13 protein-coding genes are annotated in these 12,871 nt (G+C 69.2%); 5 read left to right on the forward strand and 8 right to left on the reverse strand.

The features are described from left to right. Window positions 1-132 precede the first annotated feature (132 nt). Window positions 133-1,374 carry a hypothetical protein gene (locus ACZ6O0_RS40730; protein WP_465770438.1) on the forward strand — a complete coding sequence of 414 codons (1,242 nt, stop codon included), beginning with the start codon at window positions 133-135 and terminating at the stop codon, window positions 1,372-1,374. 320 nt (window positions 1,375-1,694) lie between these two features. Here the strand turns inward: ACZ6O0_RS40730 and ACZ6O0_RS40735 are convergent, their stop codons facing one another. Both ACZ6O0_RS40735 and ACZ6O0_RS40740 read right to left on the reverse strand, forming a co-directional pair. After that, on the reverse strand, window positions 1,695-3,758 hold the full coding sequence (locus tag ACZ6O0_RS40735; protein ID WP_465770439.1) for a YhgE/Pip family protein: 2,064 nt from the start codon (window positions 3,756-3,758) through the stop codon (window positions 1,695-1,697). Beyond that, the gene (locus ACZ6O0_RS40740) at window positions 3,755-4,468 is read right to left on the reverse strand and encodes an ATP-binding cassette domain-containing protein (protein ID WP_465770440.1); all 714 of its coding nucleotides are present in this window, start codon (window positions 4,466-4,468) and stop codon (window positions 3,755-3,757) included. Before ACZ6O0_RS40740 ends, ACZ6O0_RS40735 begins: the two co-directional genes overlap by 4 nt. A 56-nt stretch (window positions 4,469-4,524) precedes the next feature. On the opposite strand from ACZ6O0_RS40740, the gene ACZ6O0_RS40745 reads away from it, so the two are divergent. Further along, complete coding sequence (locus tag ACZ6O0_RS40745) at window positions 4,525-5,136, forward strand: TetR/AcrR family transcriptional regulator (RefSeq protein ID WP_465770441.1); 612 nt, start codon at window positions 4,525-4,527, stop codon at window positions 5,134-5,136. Here ACZ6O0_RS40745 and ACZ6O0_RS40750 read toward each other — a convergent pair. Continuing rightward, on the reverse strand, window positions 5,117-6,574 hold the full coding sequence (locus ACZ6O0_RS40750; protein WP_465770442.1) for a molybdopterin-dependent oxidoreductase: 1,458 nt from the start codon (window positions 6,572-6,574) through the stop codon (window positions 5,117-5,119). The two genes, ACZ6O0_RS40745 and ACZ6O0_RS40750, sit on opposite strands and share 20 nt — an antisense overlap. 51 nt (window positions 6,575-6,625) lie before the next feature. Here ACZ6O0_RS40750 and ACZ6O0_RS40755 point away from each other — a divergent pair, with 51 nt between their 5' ends. Then, on the forward strand, window positions 6,626-7,027 hold the full coding sequence (locus tag ACZ6O0_RS40755; RefSeq protein WP_465770443.1) for a hypothetical protein: 402 nt from the start codon (window positions 6,626-6,628) through the stop codon (window positions 7,025-7,027). Window positions 7,028-7,056: 29 nt separating this feature from the next. On the opposite strand, the gene ACZ6O0_RS40760 is transcribed toward ACZ6O0_RS40755, so the two are convergent. From ACZ6O0_RS40760 to ACZ6O0_RS40775, 4 genes are all read right to left on the reverse strand, one after another. Continuing rightward, window positions 7,057-7,608: a MarR family winged helix-turn-helix transcriptional regulator gene (locus tag ACZ6O0_RS40760; RefSeq protein ID WP_465770444.1), complete on the reverse strand. Its 552-nt coding sequence runs from the start codon at window positions 7,606-7,608 to the stop codon at window positions 7,057-7,059. Window positions 7,609-7,883: 275 nt separating this feature from the next. Beyond that, a complete protein-coding gene (locus ACZ6O0_RS40765) occupies window positions 7,884-9,353 on the reverse strand; it encodes a hypothetical protein (protein WP_465770445.1) in 1,470 nt (489 codons plus the stop codon). After that, window positions 9,353-9,934, reverse strand: coding sequence for a DUF8175 domain-containg protein (locus tag ACZ6O0_RS40770; protein ID WP_465770446.1), 582 nt, complete (start codon window positions 9,932-9,934; stop codon window positions 9,353-9,355). The genes ACZ6O0_RS40765 and ACZ6O0_RS40770 overlap by 1 nt, the downstream gene beginning before the upstream one ends. 13 nt (window positions 9,935-9,947) lie before the next feature. Next, a complete protein-coding gene (locus ACZ6O0_RS40775; protein ID WP_465770447.1) occupies window positions 9,948-10,148 on the reverse strand; it encodes a hypothetical protein in 201 nt (66 codons plus the stop codon). A 211-nt stretch (window positions 10,149-10,359) separates the two neighbouring features. Between ACZ6O0_RS40775 and ACZ6O0_RS40780 the strand changes: the two genes are divergently transcribed. Next, the gene (locus ACZ6O0_RS40780) at window positions 10,360-11,151 is read left to right on the forward strand and encodes a metallophosphoesterase family protein (protein WP_465770448.1); all 792 of its coding nucleotides are present in this window, start codon (window positions 10,360-10,362) and stop codon (window positions 11,149-11,151) included. Between the two features lie 78 nt (window positions 11,152-11,229). On the opposite strand, the gene ACZ6O0_RS40785 is transcribed toward ACZ6O0_RS40780, so the two are convergent. Then, a complete protein-coding gene (locus ACZ6O0_RS40785; protein WP_465770449.1) occupies window positions 11,230-11,874 on the reverse strand; it encodes a GNAT family N-acetyltransferase in 645 nt (214 codons plus the stop codon). 53 nt (window positions 11,875-11,927) lie between these two features. Here ACZ6O0_RS40785 and ACZ6O0_RS40790 point away from each other — a divergent pair, with 53 nt between their 5' ends. Beyond that, on the forward strand, window positions 11,928-12,854 hold the full coding sequence (locus tag ACZ6O0_RS40790) for a hydroxymethylglutaryl-CoA lyase (protein WP_465770450.1): 927 nt from the start codon (window positions 11,928-11,930) through the stop codon (window positions 12,852-12,854). Window positions 12,855-12,871 lie beyond the last annotated feature (17 nt).

Consider the following 12,871-nt stretch of genomic DNA (forward strand, 5'->3'; position numbering starts at 1 on the left):
ACCTGCTTCCCGTGTACTGAACACCATCGAGAAGCGTTACCTGGTTGACCATCTCGATTCCTTAGGTGCTGGCGGCTATCTTGCCTTCCACCACAGGATGATTGCCGGTATGACGACCGCGGGAGCCCTCACGTGACAGAACTCCTCTTGGCCGCGACGTCCCTGGACGTCACCCCGCCCCCGGGCCACCGACTCGACGGGTACGCCGCCCGGGCCAGTACCGCAACCGGTACTGCGGATCCACTGCGAGCCACCATCATCTGGCTGAGTACGGCGGACGACCCGGGTGTGCTCTGGCTCACCCTGGATGCGATTGCCGTCGGCAAGGATCTCGCCGCCGAACTCTCCGCGGCAGCCGCCGCCGCGGCCGGCATCCCTCCGTCACACGTGGTGGTCTCCGCGTCACACACCCACTCCGGCCCGTCGGGCTGGGCCGGCGAGATCCACCCCGTCATCCCGGCCGAGCGGGAGCGCGACCTCGTCGACGCCCTCGACTCCTCGGTCCGCGGCGCCAGCCTGGAGCGCCGCTCGGTAACCGCCTCGTGGCGATCGGTCGAAGTGATCGGCGTCGGCACCAACCGGCACCGCCGCACCGGCCCGCACGACAACACCGCCGGCATCCTCGCGCTGCACGGTACGAACGGTTCGCTCGAGGCGGTCCTCCTGGACTTCGCCTGCCACCCCACCACCTACGGTCCCGAGAACCTCCAGTACTCCGCCGACTGGCCAGGCGCCGCCCGTGCCGCGCTCGCCCCAGCCGTCGTCGGGTTCCTCCAAGGTGCCGCCGGTGACGTCAGCCCGCGGTTCACCCGCCAGGGCCGCGGCGCCGCGGAGGTCGCCAGGCTCGGCGGTCTGCTGGCCGGCCGCGTCCGCGAGGCGCTGGCCGGGCCAGGCCTGGAGTTACCGCAGTCGGCCCCGGCCATTCGCCGTACGACGCTCGACCTGGCCGTCCGCGACATCCCAACGGCCGACGAGGCAGCCGAGGTCGTCGTCTCGGCGGAGGGCCGGGCGAACGGCAAGGACGACCCGTCCGGCCGCATCGCCCAAACCCGCCTCGACGGCGCCCGCGGCCAGGCCCGGATGGCCGCCGCATCCCTGCCGGAGTCCCTCCACCTCCCCGTCAGCGTCGTGACCATGGGCGACGTCTGCTGGGTCAACCTCCCGGTCGAACTCTTCGCCGTCCACGGCGCCGGCCTCCAAGCCGACAGCACCCACCCCATCACCCGAGTCATCGGCTACACCGACGGGTACTACGGCTACGTCGTAGACGCCTCCGCCGCCGACTCCGGCGCCTACGAAGCCCTCATCACCTTCTTCGACCAGCCCACCACCAACCAACTCCTCTCCCGCACCGTGAGCTTCATGAACAGCTAGAAGAAGTACTGGATCCTTCCCACGCGTGCCACGCGGCCACTCCTTCGTCGCGCCCACCACGCGCGCTCCCACCCACCCGACGTTCCTTGCGCGCTGACGCCTCGCGCTTGGCCGGCTCATCGCCCGCAGTGTGCGGGCGCCGCCCGCGTGCTGCGCGTTCCTTCGTCACGCGCGGTCGACTACTCGGTCACCGTAGTTGGGTAGGACTACCGGCCGTCGCGCCAGCCGTGGTGCGTCCCCCGGTCACGCAGTCGGCAATGGACCGCTCGACCGGGGTCCACCGGTATGTCCTGAGCCGCGCGTGGGGCAACTCCCCAGCCCTACAGCGCGAGTTCCGGCTGGAGCTTCTTCGCGACCCAGACCCTCTGCTTGCGGGCGGCCAGGGTCGACGCAGCGAGCGCAACCGCGAACCAAGCGCCAAGGGCCAACAGATCGCGTCCGAGCGAGCTCCCAGGGCCGCCGTACATCAGGTGGCGGACGCCGTCGATGGCGTAGCTCATCGGGAGGGCGTGGTGGAAGAAGTAGAGCGGCGCGGGAATCGTCTGCCACGGGAACGTCCCGCCGGCGCTGACCAGCTGAATCACCATCAGCACCAGCCCGAGGAACTTCCCGACCGCGCCGAACCACGCCGACAGCGCATGCAGGATCGCGACGAACGTGAACGACGTCAGGATCAAGAACCCGACCGTCAGCCACGGATGAACCGCGTCGATCCCGAGGCCGAGAGTCACCGCGGTGAAGACAAGCGTCGCCTGGATCGCACCGAAGAGGGCCGGAGGCAACCAACCGCCGAGTGCGACCCGGAACGGCGACTGCGAGGCCGCGAGCGCCCGCGGGGACAGCGGCCGGACGAGCAGGAAGAGTACGTACGCACCGATCCAGCAGGCCAAACTCAGGAAGAACGGGGCCAGCCCAGCGCCATAGCTGTCCGCAGTCGCCTGCGAGACGTTCTGCAGCGTCACAGGTGCGCCGAGCGTCTCGGCCACCGCCTTGCGCTGGGCATCGGACGGATTGGGGATCTGCTTGACGCCATTCGCCAGTCCGGTGTTCAGCTGGGTCGCACCGGTCTTCAGTTGGGTGACTCCAGTGGCCAGGCTGTTCACGCCGGTCAGCAGCTGCCCCTGTCCAGCGACTGCTTGCTTCTCGCCGGTTGCCAGTTTCTGAGCACCGGTCTGCAGACTGGTCAGGCCGGTCTCGAGCTGGCCCGCCCCGGTGTTCAGCTGGTGAGCACCGTTGGCCGCCGTACTGATCCCATTCGTGAGAGCCGGCGTCGCCTTCGCCAACGCGGCCGCGCCGTTCGACACCTTCCGCGCGCCCGTGGCGAGCTGGTTGAGCTGCTTGGAGGTCGACTGGACCTTGGTGTTCGCGCGTACGACCGGTGCCCGCAGCTTGGCGGTCTCGGCCAGCACCTGGTTGATCTGGTGCCGGCTGAACCCCTGTACCTTCAGCCGCGCGGCGAGACCGGAGTCAAGGGTGCTGAGGTCCTTCACCAGCGTGCTGGAGGCAGTTGCGACCTGACGGCCGGCGACGGCGATCTTTTCGTTGCCATTGGCAACTTGATCGGCACCGGCTGCCAGCGTCTTGGTCTGCTTCGGCAGAGTCGCCGTCTTCCGCTTGAGCGTGCTCAGGCCGTCGTCCAGCTGCCCGGCGCCGGTCTGCAGCTTGGCCGCGCCTTGCTGCGCCTGCGTGGCGCCGGTCGCCAGCTGGGACGCGCCGGCGGACAGCTGCTTCTGCGCGGCGTTGAGCTGGGTCGCGCCGGTCTGGAGCTTGGTGACGCCGGTCGCCGCGCTGGTCAGACCGCTCTGGAGTTGAGCGGCGCCGGCCGACGCCTGGCTGATCTGCGTGTGGATCGTGTTGTACCCGGCCAAGAGCTTGCTCGCCGCGGTCTCGCTCACCTGCGACGCCACGGTCTTGGTCACCTGGGCGACGACCTGGTTCGCGATGGTGTGAGCGATGTAGTTGTTGGCGTCGTTGGTGAGCAGCTCGAGCTGCGCCTGCCGCGGCGTGAACTCGGCGCTCGACGCGAGGTCGGCGGAGAACGACCTCGGCAGTACCAGCGCGAACTCGTACTTCCCGTCCGACACCCCCGCCGTCGCGTCCGCGCGGTCGACCTGATGCCAGTCGAAGCTCTTCGACTTCACGAGCTCGGCCGCCACCTGCGGTCCGACGTTGAGCTTCTCCCCGGTGGAGAGCGTCGTACCGGCGTCCTCGACGACGACCGCGGTGGGGATCTTGTCTAGGCGCCCGTACGGATCGTGGTTCGCGTAGAGATACAGCCCGCCGTACAGCACCGGTACGAGCAGCAGCGCGACCACCGCCAGCTTGGGCAACCGCCCGGCGGTCAGCCTCCGCAACTCACTCAAGGCCATCCTGATCGCGGTCACGCCGTCTCCTCCTCGACGACCGGTACGTCGACCGTCTCAATTGGGGCAATGGGTTCAACCGGTGCGATGGGCGCCACCTGCACCGGGTCGGGCTGGTCAGTCGCGCCCAGCTGCGCGGCTTGTACGTCGAGCAGTCGTACGGACGCATCCGCGCACGTAATGACCACGCCGTACCCGCGGGACGCCAGATCGCGGCCCAGCGCGTACCACTCGTGCGGATCGCCACCGTGCCGGTCCGGCATCGTCAGGATGACCAGCTCCACGTCAGGTCGTGCGACCGTCAGCTCCGCGAGCAGTCTGGTACGCGCGGCAACCGGCAGGTGCTCGAACCGCTTGTCGGCGTGCTCCGCCGCGTCGTGCTCGGTCAGCCACTCCAGCACGGCCTTCCGACCGGCCTTGCGACCAGCGATCGCCAGCTCCTCACCAACCACGGTCTGAACCGGCAGAGCGTCGTCCGGCTCGGTGATCCCGGGTGCGTCGACCACTGCGACCTTCTGACGAAGCAGCGCCGCGTCCGCCCTCCCGTCGAGCCGGACCGAGCCGGTATCGGCCTTGAGCCGCCCGGACAGTGCGAGCGCGGCCGCGACATGTCCCGGACCGGGGTATCCCGCCAGCAGCACCAGCTGATGGTCGGCGACCCGCACCGACGTCGCGTTCAGCATCGGCGCGTGTGGTCCGCGCACGCTGATCCCGGTGGCTTCGAGCTGCATCCCAGTTCCCCGTTCAATACGGTTGTGTATTCAATACAGAACTGTATCCTACTCGTATGGAACCGCCCAAGCGCCGCCGCTCCAACACCCGGGCCCGACTGCTGGAAGGGGCCCTCGAGGTCTTCGCCGAGCGTGGATTCCACGGGGCCTCGGTGGAGGACATCTGCGACCGCGCCGGCTTCACCCGCGGCGCCTTCTACTCGAACTTCGCGTCCAAGGACGAGCTGGTCCTGGCGCTGTTCCAGGCAACCACCGATCGCCTGCTGGAGCAGATCGCCGCGCTGCTGCCCGAGCTCGCGAATCAGCCCGGCACACTGCTGGACGCCGTGCTGGGACTGCTCGACGAGGCGGCCCCGGACCAGAAGCAGTGGCACCTGATCTCCACCGAGTTCACGTTGCACGCGCTGCGGCATCCGGAGGCTGCGCGGGCGCTGAACGAGCAGCGGGCGATGTTCCGGGCCAGCCTGACGCGGTTGGTCGAGGAGATCTCGGAGGCCAGTGGGCTGACGTTCAGCGTGCCGCCGGAACAGTTCGTCCGGATGGTGATCGCGCTGCACGAGGGCGCGCGGTCACAGAGTCTGCTCGAGCCTCGGAAAGTGCCGGCGGGTTCGCTCGAGCACACCTTCCTGCCGATGGTCCTCGCGGCGGTCAGTCAACCTTCACGCTGACCGTGTGCAGGCCGGTCGCGCCGTCCGGGGCGGGCGGTGCCGAGGCCTCGATCTGCGCGTTGCCCTTCTCGTCGAACGCCCGTACCTGCAAGAGATGCGTGCCTCGCGACGCGTCCCAGGTCCAGTGCCACTGCCGCCAGGTGTCGATCGACGCGTCCGTCGCCAGCGTCGCTTGTTGCCAAGGGCCCCCATCGACGCGGACCTCGACCTTGGACACCCCGACGTGCTGGTCCCACGCGACCCCGGCCACGGTCACCGGACCCGCCGACACCTTCTTGCCGAACGGTACGTCGATCCGCGACGCCAGCTTGATCGGCCCGAGCTCCGACCACCCGCGCGGCGTCCAGTACGCCTCGAACTGGTCGAACCGGGTCACCTCGATGTCCACCAGCCACTTCGTCGCCGACACATAGCCGTACAGCCCGGGTACGACGATGCGCACCGGGAAACCGTGCTCGACCGGCAGCGGCTCACCGTTCATCGCGAACGCGAGCATCGCCTGGCGATCATCGAGCAACGTGCTCAGCGGCGTACCGGCGGTGAATCCGTCCTTCGACATCGACTGGATCGCGTCGGCGTCCTTGGACGGTCCGGCCTCCTGGAGCAGGTCCTTCAGGAGTACGCCGGACCACAGCGCGTTCCCGATCAGGTCGCCGCCGACCTCGTTGCTGACGCACGTCAGCGTGACCCACTTGTGGATCACCTGGCGCTTGAGCAGGTCGTCGAAGTTCAGATTGAGCTCGCGGTCGACCATGCCGTGGATGCGCAGTTTCCAGTCCGACGGGACGATCTGCGGCACGGACAGGGCGGTGTCGATGCGGTAGAAGTCCTCGTTCGGCGTGACCCACGGCGTCGCGCCGTCGGCCTGCACACCGGCCGGCGGGTCGAGGGTGGGTGGCTTCGGGAGTTGGAGGTTCTTCCGCGCGTCGGCGACCGCGGCGCGGTTGCCGCTGACGACTCGGCCGAGGAGGCCCACGGCCGCCGACCCGAGCGCGACGCCGGCCGACAACTGCAGGAATCCCCGGCGGCTGACGCCGTCATCCGGGGAGTCGATGAGTGGCTCGAGTCGTCTGCTGAAGAGCCGCAGGACCAGGAGGGCTGTGACGCCGGCGACCGCCGACGGCAGGAATCCGGTCTGTCCCGAGTCCGCCCGGGTGAGCGCGGCCGCCACGGCGGCCCCGGCCAGTACGACGGTGATCAGTGCGCCGGCCCAATAGCGGCGTACGGCGAGAACTCCGCCGATTGCGGCGAGCAGCAGCAGGACGATCAGGATCCCGGTCCGCAGTGCGGTCTTGTCATGCGTGCCGAACCAAGAGATCGCCAGGTCCTTCAACCACGGCGGGACCCGGTCGATGAAGGCCGACCCGATCGCCACCACGGGCGTCTGCGACGTACCGAGAAGTCCGGCCGCGACACTCCCCGCCGCCAACCCAGCCAACGCCGCCAGCACGCCGGCGACAGCCCCACGCCACCGCGTACCACTCCACCAATGCGTGCCACTCCGAGCCCCGGCCGGTCCGCCCACGCCCTGGCCGCCGCCCACGCCCTGCCCGCCACCCTCGCCCTGGCCGCCACCCCGGCCGCGACCAGCGCCTCCGCTGCTGTCCCCACCCTGGCCGCCACCGTTGCCACGGCCGCCGTCCCGACCGCTGCCGTCCCCACCGCGACCGCCACGCTCACCACGGTCGCCAGTCCCACCGCTGCCGCCGCGATCTCCGTCTCGGCGGCCGTCGTCGACTCGGCTGTTGGGCCCGGGGCCGCTCCGGCCGTTGTCTCCACCTGGGGTTCGGGAGTCCGTCCGTGCCGGGTCGGCTGGTTGCTTCACATCTCAACCATTACGCGGCGGGGCGCCCGACACCAGTCGAGCGCCCCATCCGTTAGTCGCGGGTAATGCTTATCCAGTTGTCAGGCGCTTGTGATTCAGATCCGGTCGGGTGTGATCGGCCCCAGACCCGGCCGGCCGTTCGGCCAGCGGCGGGCGTTGTCCCGAACCCGGCGGAGCTTGCCGAGGACGACGTCCTGCTCGTCGGCCAGCTGGGACATCCAGAGGCTGTCGATCTCGAGGAGGTGGTCCGGCAGTGCTTCGCGCAGCCGCCGCTTCCCCTCCTCGGTCAGCACCGCGAACGAGCCGCGGGCGTCGTCGGGACACGGCTCCCGGCGCACCAGGCCGAGGTTCTCGGCGCGGTCGACGAGCCGGGTGATGCCGCCAGTCGTGACGGTCAGCTCCCGGGCGAGGGACGTAAGACGCTGCTTCTCCCCGTGGCTGCGGGCGAGCCGCAGCAACAGTTCGAACATTGCCATTTGCAGACCACTGCGCTTCAGGGAATGACGCATCAGGTGATCGAGTTCGGCCGCTGCTTCACGCAGCAGGCCGTACGCGCTGATCACGTCGCTTTCCCAGGGTTCGGCGGCGCGAGTGGGTTCTGCATCGGCGAGCGCTAGGGGCGAGCAAAGCGAAGGCGCGATGGTCATGCGCGGACTCTATTAGCTGACTAGGTCACTTCGCTACACGGGGTGATCCTTCGGCTACAGATCGACCCCCAACCGCAAGTCGCCTGAGCGTAACCCACCCGCCCCAACCCCCAACCAGGCTGTGGAAAACCCCGCCCCGCACCTTTCAGCCCCCACCCGCCGAACCCACCCACTATCCACAACGCACCCGGCGAGTCGAGCCGGCCGAAACCGGAGCCCGCGGAACCGTCGACACCTCGGATCCGTCGATCCGGTCTAGTGCGGTGCGTCGAACCCTACCAAGCACCGCTCGGCCCCGCCGGTTCAGGGACACGTCCATGTGCGGCCGAGCGGGAAGCCGATCCCGGCGACCTCCCGCCGGACGCCGAGCCCGACGACCGTGCCCCAAGAGCACCCGAACCGGAAGCACCCGAGCCGGAACCCGAGCCGGAACTCGAGCCGGACGACCCCGACCCGGACGACCCCGACCCGGACGACCCTGAGCCGGAACCCGAACCGGACCCCGAGCCGGAGGAGCGGGCTGCGGATGACCTGGATCCGCCGCGGGACATCGGGCCGAAGGATGAGGTGGGTGTGGCCGAGCCGCCGCCCGCCTCGCCGGCCGAGTGAGCAGCTGCCCCCGCGACCCCTCCCGCCAGCTTGCGAGCCCCGTTGACTGCCGCACCGGCCGCGGCCACCCCGGCACCCACCGGGCCACCGACCCCGATCGCCCCGGACGCCCCGCCGCCTCCACCCGACGATCCACCACTCGAGCCCGAGCCGCCCCCGCCCAACTTCCCCATCGCCGACCGTCCGACGTTGATCGCACCGGTCGCCATGCCACCCGGGTCGGCGACCGAGGCACCCATCCCCGCGCTCCCACCCGCGACCGCCGCCGTCACCGGAACCATGAAGCGCAGCAGCGCCGGCAGCGCGAAGATCGCGAGGAACAGCATCATCAGACCAGTCGCGGTCTGTACGAATGTGTTGCCGGACTGCCCGACGTGGAGCTCGTTCATCCTCATCGCGGCGGCGTAGATGAGTGCCGCGGCCGGCTTGTACGCGAGGAACGCCAACGCCCACCCGCAGTACTTCTTGAACCAGGACCGTCCGATCTCAGTGTTGGTCGCCGCGGCCGCCAGCGGGAACGTGCCCGCGAGCAGGATCAGCATCGCCGACCGGATCACCATCAGCACGACCTGAATCAGCCCCGCGATGACGACGAACACTCCGATCAACATCGTCATCAGACTGGCGGCATGATCGCCCGTCAACGCCCCCGCACTGCCGCGCAGCACCAGCGCGCCCATCGCGGACCCGAGAGTGGTCGCGTCCGGATGGACCGACTTGATGATCCCCTCCGCGAGCTCGTCCGACCACTGGGCGAGCAACTGCAACGTCGCCGCACCGGCCGCACTGACGGCGACGAACAGAAGTGTTGCCTTGAGCAACTGTTGGAGCGGCTGCGCCCGCTGCTCCCAGGCAGTCCGGATCGCTGCCACCAGCACCGCCATGGTGAAGATCGCACCCGCCACCCACAGCACGTTGCTCTGCAAGAACTCCACGATCGCGCTGTTCGTCGGAGTCTGGGTGTCCGCGCCGACGACCAGTGTGGGCGAGGGCTGCTTGATCCAGAACGTCGCTACACCGTTCATCGCCTCCATCGCGGCGTTACCGATTGCGTTCGTCAACTCCTTGAGGCCGTTGGCTGCGACGGTCTGGAAGCCGTTGGAGATGTGACAGCCCAGTTCGGTCGGTCCACACATCACACACCACTCCAAGCCACGAAGTCGTCGAGATCACTGTGTTGGGAGAAGGGCGCGCCGACGGGGTTGCCGGGCAGCGGAGGCTGCACCCGCCAGTCGCCGGCGTTCCAAACGAGCGTGAGGGTGAGGCTCATGTACGCCGACTCGACCGGGACCGCGAGCATGATCGTGGCCCGGTCCCGATCGGCGTCGAGGATCCGGAAGCCGGCCACCTGGGTCGCGGACGAGTCGGTCGACGGGCTCTCCGTGCGCAACTCCTTGATCAGCGTTTCGGTGTTGGCGCCGGGTAGCATCAGCTTCTGGACGGTCGGGATCGCCTGCCGCTGATCGGCCAGCGCCGCCACCGCGTTGTAGGCGGCGAACAGCGCGCCCGTCGGCGAGTGCGCGAAGCACCGCCGGAACCCGTCGGCGTCGGTCTTGGCCGGCCCGTACGCATCCGATCGAGGTACGGCGACCCGCCGGCTGATCTCCCAGCTCCCGGTCACCGGAGCCTGATTCGGCACCGCCTGATCCCCGTCCGGCAGACCACAACCGCCGGCACCGGATCCGGATCCCGTCCCGGCCCGAGTACCAGCCGGCACAGCAGGCCCTTCATCAGAACCGCTCCCGGACCCTGACCCAGTCCCGCTCCCGCTCCCGGTCCCGGACCCAGTCCCGCTCCCGGACCCGGACCCAGTGGCGGACCCGGATCCGGAGCCCGAAGCCCCCGCGGGACCCCCGGTCGTCGAGGAGTGCGTCGTACCTCCCGACGCGTGATCCGCGGTCCGCCCGCTGACGAGGAGCAGGACGCCGCACACCAGCACGGCACCGATGACGATGCACGCCCCCACGAACCCCGGCCCGAAGGGCGACTTGTCGTCGTTCTCACTCATCCCGCTCCCCGATCTGTCGGCTGACAACCTCGCGAACACAAGGCTGTCAAAAATCCGCCGACCGCCGCGGAAGTTATCCACAGGCCCTTGACCCCGCGAAAACCGTTGTCGGTGGGATGCGAGAGGGTGACAGCATGACGGGCATGGGGCTGGAGCGGATCGCGCTGATCTCGGATGTGCATGGCAACCTGACGGCGCTGGAGGCGGTCCTCGCCGATATCGAGCGCCGCGGGATCGAGCGGATCTTCAACCTCGGCGACTACGTCGGCAAGGGGCCTCGCGGGCAGGCGGTGGTGGATCGGTGCCGCGAGGTGTGCGAGGTCAACATCCTCGGCAACTGGGACGACTTCCTGCCGGATCCGGACCGCGAGCACGACAGCGAGGGCCTGCGCTGGTGGAAGAAGGAGTTGCGCGAGGACCAGTGGGCCTGGCTGCGCGGACTGCCCTTCTGCCACGACTTCCTGCTCAGCGGCCGGCAGATCCGGCTGTTCCACGCGTCGTCGACGAGTGTTCACCGGCGGGTCCGGTTCGACCACGACGAAGCGGAGTACGTCGAGATGTTCGCGAACACCGCGGCCACCGGTGAGGGTCCGATCCCGAGCGTGGTCGGGTACGCCGACACCCACGACCCGTTCTACGAGGTCGACCTGGGGCGCACCCTGTTCAACATCGGCTCGGTCGGCAACAGCCTGGACGACCCGACCCCGGTGTACGCGATCCTCGAAGGCGTTCCGGACTCACCCACCCCGGCGCCGTTCTCGATCCAGTTCGTCCGCATCCCGTACGACGCCCACGCCGAGCTGGCGATCGCCCGCGACCTCGGTATGCCCGAGCTCGACGGCTACGAAGCCGAGATCATCCGCGGCCTGTACCGCGGCAACTTCTACGCGGACGAGCCCCACACCTACCACCGTCGTACGGCGTGATCCGCGGTTTCCCCAGGTTTGTCCACAGGTGTGGATTAGGTGCCGTCAGCAACAATCCGCACGTTGTTCACGGTCCGGTCACTTGACCAGCAACGCCTCGGAGCCTACGGGTTTGTAGCCGGCGGCCAGGAAGGTGCGGAACGAGGCCGCGTTGCCTGGCGTCACCTGGGCCCAGATGTGCGCGTCCGCGGGGATGAGGGCGCGGGCGGCGGTGGCGAGGCGGCGGCCGTAGCCTTTGCCGCGGGCGTGTTCGGGGACCTCGATCGCGCACTCGAGGCGGTCGGCCAGCCCTCGACCGGTCAGGACTAGTCCACCGTGATCGTCGCCGTACACCCGGACGTCGTCGCGGTAGCGCCACGCGCGTTCGACGCGAGGGTGGGCGTGGTCGGTGAGTTCGGTCAGCCTTTGGGTTGCCTCCGCGCGATCGGCCGGGTCGGTGAGCGCGGGAGCGAGCAGCATCGCGTCGAGGGCGTTCACGCGGCGGCCGGTCTCCTGTTCGAGCGCGGAGAGGAACGGCGGGTTCGTCGGGGCCGACAGATCGCCCGGCGGGATCCGCTCGGCGACCCAGGCCGGGCTGACGTCCGCGGCGATCACGATGTGGGCGGTGAACGCCACCACGCAGCACTCGCGGTCCGACGGCGCCGGGACGACCGTGATGCTGAGGTCCGGGGGCGGGAAGTCGCCGCGTTCGACGGCACGCAGAATGTCGGCAAGAGTTGTCATCACGAGCCATTCTCGCGGAGACCCCGCGCTACGCTCAGCCACGGAGGCGATACATGCGGAAGCCCCAACTGGTGAAGGCCGACGGACTGCCCGACCGGGTGACGATCTACGAGGTCGGCCCGCGCGACGGTCTGCAGAACGAGTCGGCGATCGTCGACGTCGCGGTGAAGGCCGAGTTCATCAACCGGCTGGTCGATGCCGGTCTGACGACCGTCGAGACCACCAGCTTCGTGCACCCGAAGTGGGTCCCGCAGCTCGCCGACGCCGCCGAGTTGCTCGAGCGGCTCGACCTCCCGGACGCTGTGCGCGCCCCGGTGCTGGTGCCGAACGAACGCGGCCTCGACCGCGCCCTCGCCGCCGGCGTCCGCGAGATCGCGATCTTCGCCAGTGCGACCGAGACCTTCGCGTCCAAGAACCTGAACTCCACGCTGGACGACCAGTTCACGATGTTCACCCCGACGATCCAGGGCGCGCTGGCCGAAGGGCTGACGGTCCGCGGGTACGTGTCCATGTGTTACGGCGACCCGTGGGAGGGCGACGTACCGATCGACCAGGTGGTGAAGGTCGGCGCGCGGCTGGTCGACCTCGGCTGCCACGAGCTCTCCCTCGGTGACACGATCGGCGTCGCGACACCGGGCCAGGTGACTGCGCTGATCGCCGCCTTCGCCGCCGCCGGAGTCGGCGTCGACAAGCTGGCCGTCCACTTCCACGACACCTACGGCCAGGCGCTCGCCAACACCCTCGCCGCACTACAAGCCGGCGTGACCACGGTCGACAGCTCCGCCGGCGGCCTCGGCGGCTGCCCGTACGCCGAGAGCGCCACCGGCAACCTCGCCACCGAGGACCTCCTCTGGCAACTCGACGGCCTAGGCATCCAAACCGGCGTAGACCTGCAAAAACTGGTCACCACCAGCACCTGGATGGCCGACCAACTAGGCAAACCATCGCCGAGCCGAGTAGTCCAGGCCCTAGCCGGCTGAAAGTGTCGGTGGGGGTG

Source organism: Kribbella sp. NPDC048837 (assembly GCF_055586945.1).

Coding starts and splice junctions, on each gene's coding strand:
- ACZ6O0_RS40785 (WP_465770449.1), bottom strand. CDS start 11,874: ATGACAACTCTTGCCGACATTCTGCGTGCCGTCGAACGCGGCGACTTC.
- ACZ6O0_RS40740 (WP_465770440.1), bottom strand. CDS start 4,468: ATGCAGCTCGAAGCCACCGGGATCAGCGTGCGCGGACCACACGCGCCG.
- ACZ6O0_RS40755 (WP_465770443.1), top strand. CDS start 6,626: ATGCGTGCCACTCCGAGCCCCGGCCGGTCCGCCCACGCCCTGGCCGCC.
- ACZ6O0_RS40760 (WP_465770444.1), bottom strand. CDS start 7,608: ATGACCATCGCGCCTTCGCTTTGCTCGCCCCTAGCGCTCGCCGATGCA.
- ACZ6O0_RS40765 (WP_465770445.1), bottom strand. CDS start 9,353: ATGTGTGGACCGACCGAACTGGGCTGTCACATCTCCAACGGCTTCCAG.
- ACZ6O0_RS40780 (WP_465770448.1), top strand. CDS start 10,360: ATGACGGGCATGGGGCTGGAGCGGATCGCGCTGATCTCGGATGTGCAT.
- ACZ6O0_RS40790 (WP_465770450.1), top strand. CDS start 11,928: ATGCGGAAGCCCCAACTGGTGAAGGCCGACGGACTGCCCGACCGGGTG.
- ACZ6O0_RS40745 (WP_465770441.1), top strand. CDS start 4,525: ATGGAACCGCCCAAGCGCCGCCGCTCCAACACCCGGGCCCGACTGCTG.